The sequence below is a fragment of the Actinoplanes sp. NPDC049118 genome, from assembly GCF_040648555.1.
Lineage (GTDB): Bacteria > Actinomycetota > Actinomycetes > Mycobacteriales > Micromonosporaceae > Actinoplanes.
Window position 1 is genome coordinate 1 of record NZ_JBEZDY010000072.1, and the last position, 2923, is coordinate 2923.

The 2923-nt window shown below is 70.0% G+C and carries 1 protein-coding gene; it reads right to left on the reverse strand.

Translation table 11 applies throughout. From position 1 onward, the window contains the following. Positions 1-187: 187 nt before the first annotated feature. Complete coding sequence (locus tag AB0B58_RS42210) at positions 188-2680, reverse strand: hypothetical protein (RefSeq protein WP_360237024.1); 2493 nt, start codon at positions 2678-2680, stop codon at positions 188-190. Between the last annotated feature and the right edge of the window lie 243 nt (positions 2681-2923).

A 2923-nucleotide genomic window follows, 5' to 3' on the forward strand; every position in this document is an offset into this window, starting at 1 on the left:
CGAACAGGTGCCGCCGAGTTGCGAACGGTCTGAACACCACGACTTGAGGATTTCGGCGCCGAAAAACCTCGCCATCCGGGTGGTACCGGACACAGGACAGGAGTCGGCAGAGCAGAGGTTGCCGAGGGCGCAGCGCTGACCTGGGCAGGAGGGCGGCACCGCAATGAGCGGGCCGCCCTCCGATCCCTCAGGGCTGGCGGGTCAGCTCGAAGGTCGCGTCCGCCTCGGTGGCGTTGAGAATCACCGTGAGCTGGCCGGCCGGGAGGGCGCAGGTCGCCGTGCGCTCCGGGAACGTCCCGGTCGGGCCGCAGCGACGGACACCGTTGGAGTCGAAGATCGACAGATAGGCGCCGCCGGTGCCCGCCGTGCGCTTCCAGGTGAAGATCTCCCTGGCGGTGTGCGCGTCGGCGGGGATGCTGCGGCAGGCCGAGAAGTCGTCGCCGCCGGTGGTGAGCGTCAGCGCCGCGCCGTCGAAGGCCGGGCAGGACGGCGGGCCGTCGACCCGCAGGAAGCGGGCCGCGAACGGGCCGGGCACCTCACCCTCCTGCTGCGAGAGGACGGCGACGTACGGGGCGGTTCCGTCCAGCTCACAGCTGGTCTGCCACAACTCGTACGAGGAGTCGCAGATGTACGTGCCCTCGGAGTCGTAGACCCGCGTGAGCGGGTACCTCCTCTCGGCGGGGACCAGCTCGACGATGCGCTGCCCGGTCGGCTGCGGCAGCTGAACGCAGAGGACCTGGCCCGGGGCGGTGAACACGCCGCGGTAGAGCTCCTGCGACAGCGGCGGGCATCCCGCGGGCCGCTGCGGCAGCACGCTCAGGACGTACGAGAAGTCGTTGTCGATGACCTTGCCGGTGGACTGTGCGGAGAGCACCAGCGTGTAGTCGCCGGCCGCCGGGAACTCGCACCTTCCGGAGTCGTCGCAGATCCGGTGTCCGGTGGTGTCGAACACCGCGGCGTACGTCTGGTAGTTCTCGTCGTCGTACGCCCGGATCTGGTAGGTGCCCGGGCCCGGGATCCGCAGGATCCGGCAGCGGATGGGTCCGTAAGCGCCGGCCGGCGGCTCGTTGAACCCGCCCGGCCGCACCACCGGGCAGCCCTTCGGCGCGGAGAGGCTGCGGATCTGCACCTTGTACGTCTCGTCGGAGCTCTCGGAGTCCCACCGGTCCAGGTACGAGATCACCCGGTAGGTGCCGTCGGCCGGCAGCAGGCACCCGGTCTCCTCGCTGTAGCCGAGGCAGAGCGCCCGGCCCGTGCCGTCCACGACCGTCTCGGAGGTCTCGTTGTACCGGGTCGGCGCCGCGTACACGACGACGCGCTGGCCGGCCTTGCCCTGGAACTGCTGGCAGTTCGTCTGCACCGGGGACGTCTGGTGCAGCAGCGCCGCCGCCTGGTCCCACCGCAGCGCCGTGCCGGTTGCGCATCCGGCGGGCCGGTAGAGGGCGGCCACCGCGATCTGGTACGTGACCGGCTCCCAGCCCTGGTTGCCCGTGATGATCGTGTAGTCGCCCGCCGCCGGAAGCTGGCAGGCGCGCAGGCTTTCGTACTTGTCGCAGACCACGTGACCGGCGTCGTCGTAGAGGTTCCACCAGATCGACTGGTCGTTGAAGATCCGGACCGCGACGCCACCGGCGGAGGAGGCGCGAAGCTTGTGACAGGCGACGTCCTTCTCGGCTTCGAGCGTGCCGGTGCCGGCGGCGCTGCCCGGGTCGCCGAAGGCGGCGGGCCGCAGCACCGGGCAGCCCGTCGAGTTGGAGATCCGCGACATTCGCAGCGTGTACGTGGCGGCGTTGCCGTACGACTCGTACATCATCAGGCGGTACGGTCCCGGCGTGTCCAGCGTGCAGGCGTAGGCGTACTGGACCGGGCAGACCGGCTGGTATTCCGCGTTGAGGATGTGGCCCTGCACGTCGCCGCCGTTCGACTCCCGCGGCTCGTACATCTGCAGCACGCTGCCGGCCGGCTGGTCGAAGGTGTAGCAGTCCCCCGCCGACCCGTGTGCAAGCTCGGCGGTGCGGCCCTGCGAGGCGAACGAGAAGAACGCGTTGCCGAGCGTCCTGCAGGATGACGGCGTCCGCTGCGACTGTACGGACAGCGTGTAGGCCTTGTCCCCCGCGCCGTACGCGAGCGCCACCACGACGGTGTACGTCCCGGCGGCGCCGAGCTCACAGCCGCCCGGGTAGGACCCGTAGTAGCAGATGTAGTTGCCCTCGGCGTCGTACAGCATCGCGCCGACGCTGTCGGTGACGTCGTTGTTCGCGGTCTCGGTGACGGTCCCGTACAGCACGTCCCCGGCCACGCTCGTGGTCACGGTGAAGACGTCCTGCCGGTCCCCCGACAGCGAAGAGCAGCGGTAGATCTTCCCGAACTGTGCCACGCCCCCACCACACCCGGCGGCGGCGGCAGCGGCAGCGGCCTTGGCCGTCTTCCGCGACTTCACCGGCGGCCGGGCGTCCGGCTTCACGTTGACCCGCCGCGGGCTCAGATCATCGTCCGGAACGGCCTTCGGCCGGGTCGCGACCTTTTCCGCCGGCGCGGGCTCGGGCCGGGCCTCGCCCTTCACCGTGACAACCGCGCCGGGTGCCGCCTGCGCGGGCCTGCCCGCATTCAGGAATCCACCGAGCACCAGAATGCTGACCAATGCCACGTAAAACGCGTACGTGGACCGCCTTACCACCATTTCGTTCTCCCCCGTGAAGCCCCGCATGAGACGCGAAGCGCACGGATCATGCCACGCACATCGGCGTCTGACAATGTCGATCCGCAGGCGCCGGGAAGCGGTCGAGCCGCCCGGCTGGTGTGCCGGGCGGCTCGTGGGGTCGTGCGGGGTGGTGGGTTACTTGATGGTGACGTTGAAGATCGGGTCGGCGGCGAGCTTGCGGAACGCGGCGAGGCTGGAGGCCTTGCTGTTGATGCTGATGTC